5 protein-coding genes are annotated in these 6,027 nt (G+C 58.9%); all 5 read left to right on the top strand.

The features are described from left to right. Window positions 1–274: 274 nt before the first annotated feature. The 5 genes from glnA (at window position 275) to ntrC (ending at window position 5,835) form a co-directional block, all read left to right on the top strand. The gene (glnA, locus tag HB680_RS19540; RefSeq protein WP_123402596.1) at window positions 275–1,681 is read left to right on the top strand and encodes a glutamate--ammonia ligase; all 1,407 of its coding nucleotides are present in this window, start codon (window positions 275–277) and stop codon (window positions 1,679–1,681) included. A 278-nt stretch (window positions 1,682–1,959) separates the two neighbouring features. After that, window positions 1,960–2,469, top strand: coding sequence for a DUF4124 domain-containing protein (locus HB680_RS19545; protein ID WP_213940178.1), 510 nt, complete (start codon window positions 1,960–1,962; stop codon window positions 2,467–2,469). Next, window positions 2,466–3,086, top strand: a complete 621-nt coding sequence (locus HB680_RS19550) for a DUF4124 domain-containing protein (RefSeq protein WP_213940179.1) — start codon at window positions 2,466–2,468, stop codon at window positions 3,084–3,086. Before HB680_RS19545 ends, HB680_RS19550 begins: the two co-directional genes overlap by 4 nt. A gap of 230 nt (window positions 3,087–3,316) precedes the next feature. After that, a complete protein-coding gene (gene glnL, locus HB680_RS19555; RefSeq protein WP_054055306.1) occupies window positions 3,317–4,402 on the top strand; it encodes a nitrogen regulation protein NR(II) in 1,086 nt (361 codons plus the stop codon). Then, window positions 4,399–5,835 carry a nitrogen regulation protein NR(I) gene (gene ntrC / locus HB680_RS19560; RefSeq protein ID WP_213940180.1) on the top strand — a complete coding sequence of 479 codons (1,437 nt, stop codon included), beginning with the start codon at window positions 4,399–4,401 and terminating at the stop codon, window positions 5,833–5,835. The genes glnL and ntrC overlap by 4 nt, the downstream gene beginning before the upstream one ends. The last annotated feature ends 192 nt before the right edge of the window (window positions 5,836–6,027 follow it).

Below are 6,027 nucleotides of genomic sequence, written 5' to 3' on the forward strand. Positions count from 1 at the left end.
TTGCTCAAGGTTTAACCAGTTAATATGCAGAAGGTTTTGCGCGCACCAAAACAGGTCATTTGTTGAAATAGACGCTACATTACGGGGCAGTTATTTCAGCTTTGCGGCGCAATGCACCTCTATAAGCGTGATATTGGGGCAAAAAACCCATGGTGGGGCACTGGCATGCAATTTGCTCCCTTGTGAGGCAGGTTGCCTTGGCAGAGTATCGCGCCGGCATCACCCACATTCTAAGGGCATCCACTACTAAGCCCGAAGCCACCCGGAGGACACTATGTCGAAGTCGGTTCAACTCATCAAAGATCATGACGTCAAGTGGATTGATCTGCGCTTCACGGACACCAAAGGCACTCAGCACCACGTGACCATGCCGGCTCGCGACGCGCTGGATGACGCTTTCTTCGAAGAAGGCAAAATGTTCGACGGTTCCTCCATTGCTGGCTGGAAAGGCATCGAAGCCTCCGACATGATCCTGATGCCGGACGACAGCACTGCCGTTCTCGACCCGTTCACCGAAGAGCCAACCCTGATCCTGGTTTGCGACGTGATCGAGCCTTCGACCATGCAAGGCTACGACCGTGACCCACGTGCGATCGCCAAGCGTGCCGAGGAATACCTGAAGTCGACCGGTATCGGCGACACCGTATTTGTTGGTCCGGAGCCAGAGTTCTTCATCTTCGACCAGGTTAAATTCAAGTCCGACATTTCGGGCTCGATGTTCAAAATCTACTCCGAACAAGGTTCGTGGATGTCCGACCAGGACGTGGAAGGCGGCAACCGCGGTCACCGTCCAGGTGTCAAAGGTGGCTACTTCCCGGTTCCGCCATTCGACCATGACCACGAAATCCGTACCTCCATGTGCAACGCCATGGAAGAGATGGGCCTGACCATCGAAGTTCACCACCACGAAGTGGCCACTGCCGGCCAGAACGAAATCGGTGTGAAGTTCAACACTCTGGTAGCCAAGGCTGACGAAGTTCAGACCCTGAAATACTGCGTACACAACGTTGCTGATGCATACGGCCGCACCGCGACCTTCATGCCTAAGCCTCTGTACGGCGATAACGGTTCGGGTATGCACGTTCACCTGTCCATCGCCAAAGATGGCAAGAACACCTTCGCTGGCGAAGGTTATGCCGGCCTGTCCGACACTGCCCTGTACTTCATCGGCGGTATCATCAAGCACGGTAAGGCCCTGAACGGCTTCACCAACCCGTCGACCAACTCCTACAAGCGTCTGGTCCCAGGTTTCGAAGCTCCAGTGATGCTGGCCTACTCGGCTCGCAACCGTTCCGCTTCGATCCGTATTCCTTACGTGTCCAGCCCTCGCGCTCGCCGTATCGAAGCTCGCTTCCCGGATCCGGCAGCCAACCCATACCTGGGCTTCGCTGCACTGTTGATGGCTGGCCTGGACGGCATCCAGAACAAGATCCACCCTGGCGACGCAGCTGACAAAAACCTGTACGACCTGCCGCCTGAAGAGGCGAAAGAGATCCCACAAGTTTGCGGCAGCCTGAAAGAAGCCCTGGAAGAGCTGGACAAGGGCCGCGCGTTCCTGACCAAGGGCGGCGTGTTCTCCGATGACTTCATCGACGCTTACATCGCTCTGAAAAGCGAAGAAGAAATCAAGGTCCGCACCTTCGTACACCCACTGGAATATGAGCTGTACTACAGCTGCTGATCCGGTAGCGCCGGCTGAACGCGGCGTGACAGAAAGAGGCCTCCTTCGGGAGGCCTTTTTTATGGGCAAAGTCAAAAGATCGCAGCCTTCGGCAACTCCTACATAGGAACGCGCACAACCTGTAGGAGCTGCCGAAGGCTGCGATCTTTTGACTCTGCTTTACCTGATCATGGGAATAATCAGCCGACAAGAAATCCAACACCAAATGTTAACGACTTGGGTCTATCGCCAGCCCTGACCTATGCTGCAACCCAACGCCTTCGCTTCCGGTCGATTTTATGGGTCGTGGTTTTCTCCTGATACTGCTGTTGATCGCCCTGCCCGCCGCAGCGCAGATCTATAAGTACACCGACGCCAACGGCAACACCGCCTACAGCAATCAACCGCCCGATGGCGTCAAGGCGCAGCCGGTGGAGTTGCCGCCACTCAACAGTGTCGCGCCCTCGACGCCAGTAACACCGCCTGCCGAAGCCAACAGTCGCGAACAACCCCGCAACGCCTACGAGGTGCTGGAACTGACCGGCCTGCCCACCACCGAAGCCCTGCGCGCCAACAACGGCACGTTCACGGTCAGCGTGCTGATCAAACCGCGCCTGCAAGGCCCGCATTTGTTCAGGCTGTTGCTGGACGAGCAACCTTACGGCCAACCGAGCAACGTGCCGATTCTGCAACTGGTGAACATTGATCGCGGCGAACACAGCCTCGCGGTCCAGGTGATCAATGGGGAAAGCGTCGTCCAGCAAAGCCCCAGCGTGACCTTCACCGTGCAGCGGGTGCATACGCCTTGAAGGGCTGGCTGCTGATCGCCTGCCTGATCGCTTTTCCGGCGATGGCCGACATCTATACCTACGTCGACGCCCAAGGCAACCGGGTCTTCACCGACCAACCGCGCCCCGGCAACGCCAAACGTGTGCCGCTGGCCACCGGCAATCGCATGCCTGCCAACCCGACCAAGGCAGCGCCGGTGATTGCCGCGCAAAAAAACGAAGAACAACCGCTGTTCCACTACGACATGCTACGGGTACTGGTGCCAGAACCCGACGCCACGATCCGCAGCAGCGCTGGCGAGTTGATCGTCAGCGTTACCAGCGAACCCGGTCTGCAGCGTGGCCATCGCTACCGTTTGTTACTAGACGGCCAGCCCACCGCCGAACCGGGTCTTAGTCCGGTGTTTGCTTTGAGCAATATCGATCGCGGCACGCATAACCTGTCGGTGGAAATCCTCGACGAACAGGGTCGCACCGTCGAGCGCACGGCCAATCAGCCGTTCCACATGCTGCGCATCTCGCTGGCGCAGAAGCGCAAGGTCAAGCCTTGCACCCTCACCGACTACGGCCAACGCCCGGAATGTCCGCTCCAAGACAAACCTCCCGAAGAAAAAAACCCCTTCCTGAAGTTCTTCTAAACTCGTTCAGCTTTGCGCACTATATTGGTGCAATAGGTTGCACCATACCCACATCCAAGCCCATTTTGGTTCGAAAGTACCCGCTAAAGCTGGCAGAACGCCACGCGATCGAGCGTCAAACGCCCGTTTCAGGCTCTAAACGCTTCTTTTCGGAGCTTTGGTTTGGTTTTTGCATTTTCCCCGCATCAGCGCTTTATTCATGCGCGCGCCCTGCTCCAAAAGAGGTCCTGATGACCATAAGCGACGCACTGCATCGACTGCTACTCGACAACCTGACCACCGCCACCATCCTGCTCGACGCCGAACTGCGCCTCGAGTACATGAACCCGGCGGCGGAAATGCTCCTGGCCATTAGCGGCCAGCGTAGCCATGGGCAGTTCATCAGTGAGTTGTTCACCGAATCCACCGAAGCGCTGAATTCTCTGCGCCAAGCGGTCGAGCAGGCGCACCCGTTCACCAAACGCGAAGCGATGCTCACCGCCCTCACCGGCCAGACCCTGACCGTCGATTACGCGGTCACGCCGATTCTGAGCAATGGCGACACGATGCTGCTGCTGGAAGTGCATCCCCGTGACCGCTTGCTGCGGATCACCAAAGAAGAGGCGCAGCTGTCCAAGCAGGAAACCAGCAAGATGCTGGTGCGCGGCCTCGCTCACGAAATCAAGAACCCGCTGGGCGGGATTCGCGGCGCCGCACAATTGCTCGCCCGTGAGTTGCCGGAAGAAAGCCTGCGCGACTACACCAACGTCATCATCGAAGAAGCCGACCGCCTGCGAAACCTCGTGGACCGGATGCTCGGCTCCAACAAACTGCCGTCCCTGGCCATGTGCAACATCCACGAAGTGCTGGAGCGGGTCAGTCAGTTGGTGGAAGCCGAAAGCCAGGGCTGCATCACCTTGGTGCGCGACTACGACCCGAGTATCCCCGACGTCCTGATCGACCGTGAGCAAATGATCCAGGCCGTATTGAACATCGTGCGCAACGCGATGCAGGCCATCAGCAGCCAGAACGAGTTGCGCCTGGGCCGCATCAGTTTGCGCACCCGCGCCATGCGCCAGTTCACCATCGGCCACGTGCGCCATCGCCTGGTGACCAAAATCGAGATCATCGACAACGGTCCGGGCATCCCTGCGGACTTGCAGGAAACCATCTTCTTTCCCATGGTCAGCGGCCGTCCGGACGGTACCGGGCTGGGCCTGGCCATTACCCAGAACATCATCAGCCAGCACCAGGGCTTGATCGAATGTGACAGCCACCCAGGCCACACCACTTTCTCGATCTTTCTGCCACTGGAACAAGGAGCCACATCGACATGAGCCGTAGTGAAACCGTGTGGATCGTCGATGACGACCGTTCAATCCGTTGGGTCCTGGAAAAAGCCTTGCAGCAAGAAGGCATGACCACGCAAAGCTTCGACAGCGCCGATGGCGTGATGAGCCGCCTGGCGCGCCAGCAGCCGGACGTGATCATCTCTGACATCCGTATGCCGGGTGCCAGCGGCCTGGACCTTTTGGCGCGGATTCGCGAACAACACCCACGGCTGCCGGTCATCATCATGACCGCTCACTCCGACCTCGACAGCGCGGTGGCCTCGTATCAGGGCGGCGCGTTTGAATACCTGCCCAAGCCGTTCGACGTCGACGAAGCGGTGTCCCTGGTCAAGCGCGCCAACCAGCACGCTCAGGAACAGCAAGGCCTGGAAGTCCCGGTCGCCTTGACCCGTACCCCGGAAATCATCGGCGAAGCGCCGGCGATGCAGGAAGTGTTTCGCGCCATCGGACGCTTGAGCCACTCCAACATTACCGTGCTGATCAACGGCGAATCCGGCACTGGTAAAGAACTGGTGGCCCACGCTCTGCACCGCCACAGTCCACGGGCGGCGTCGCCGTTCATTGCGCTGAACATGGCAGCGATCCCCAAAGACTTGATGGAATCCGAGCTGTTCGGCCATGAGAAAGGCGCATTCACCGGTGCGGCCAACCTGCGTCGCGGGCGCTTTGAGCAAGCTGACGGCGGCACGTTGTTCCTCGATGAAATCGGCGACATGCCGGCGGACACCCAGACCCGTTTGCTGCGGGTATTGGCCGATGGCGAGTTCTATCGCGTCGGCGGCCATACGCCGGTGAAGGTCGATGTGCGCATCATCGCCGCGACCCACCAGAACCTGGAAACCCTGGTGCACGCCGGAAAATTCCGTGAGGACTTGTTCCATCGCCTCAACGTGATCCGCATCCACATCCCACGGTTGTCGGACCGTCGCGAAGACATCCCGACCCTGGCCAAGCACTTCCTCGCCCGCGCCGCGCAAGAACTGGCGGTGGAACCGAAGCTGCTGAAAAGCGAAACCGAGGAATACCTGAAGAACCTGCCGTGGGGCGGCAACGTGCGTCAGTTGGAGAACACCTGCCGCTGGATCACGGTGATGGCTTCCGGTCGCGAAGTGCACATCAGCGACCTGCCACCGGAGCTGCTGAACCTGCCGCAGGATTCCGCGCCGGTGACCAACTGGGAGCAAGCGCTGCGCCAGTGGGCCGACCAGGCGCTGGCTCGTGGTCAGTCGAGTCTGCTGGACAGCGCCGTGCCGGCGTTCGAGCGGATCATGATTGAAACTGCCCTCAAGCACACCGCCGGCCGCCGCCGCGATGCTGCGGTTTTGCTCGGTTGGGGGCGTAATACCCTGACGCGCAAGATCAAGGAATTGGGTATGAAGGTTGATGGTGGGGATGATGATGAGGGGGAAGAGGGTTAATCCCAATTCGCTCAAAGCCTCCGTCGTCTTCAAAAACCAGCCCCTCACCCCAACCCTCTCCCCAAAGGGGAGAGGGTAAAGGGAGCCGATCTTCATGGCTTTCACATCCTGAGTTCGCCTCGATATCCCAGGTCGATGCAACTCGAAATAACTGAGTTCGCCTCGATATCCCAGGTCAATGCAACTCGAAAT

Origin of the sequence: Pseudomonas sp. dw_612 (genome assembly GCF_018449725.1) — a bacterium.
Classification (GTDB): Bacteria; Pseudomonadota; Gammaproteobacteria; order Pseudomonadales; family Pseudomonadaceae; genus Aquipseudomonas.

What these genes read in the sequence shown, in the direction of transcription:
- glnA (WP_123402596.1), top strand. Translation starts at nt 275, where the DNA reads ATGTCGAAGTCGGTTCAACTCATCAAAGATCATGACGTCAAGTGGATT.
- HB680_RS19545 (WP_213940178.1), top strand. Translation starts at nt 1,960, where the DNA reads ATGGGTCGTGGTTTTCTCCTGATACTGCTGTTGATCGCCCTGCCCGCC.
- glnL (WP_054055306.1), top strand. Translation starts at nt 3,317, where the DNA reads ATGACCATAAGCGACGCACTGCATCGACTGCTACTCGACAACCTGACC.
- ntrC (WP_213940180.1), top strand. Translation starts at nt 4,399, where the DNA reads ATGAGCCGTAGTGAAACCGTGTGGATCGTCGATGACGACCGTTCAATC.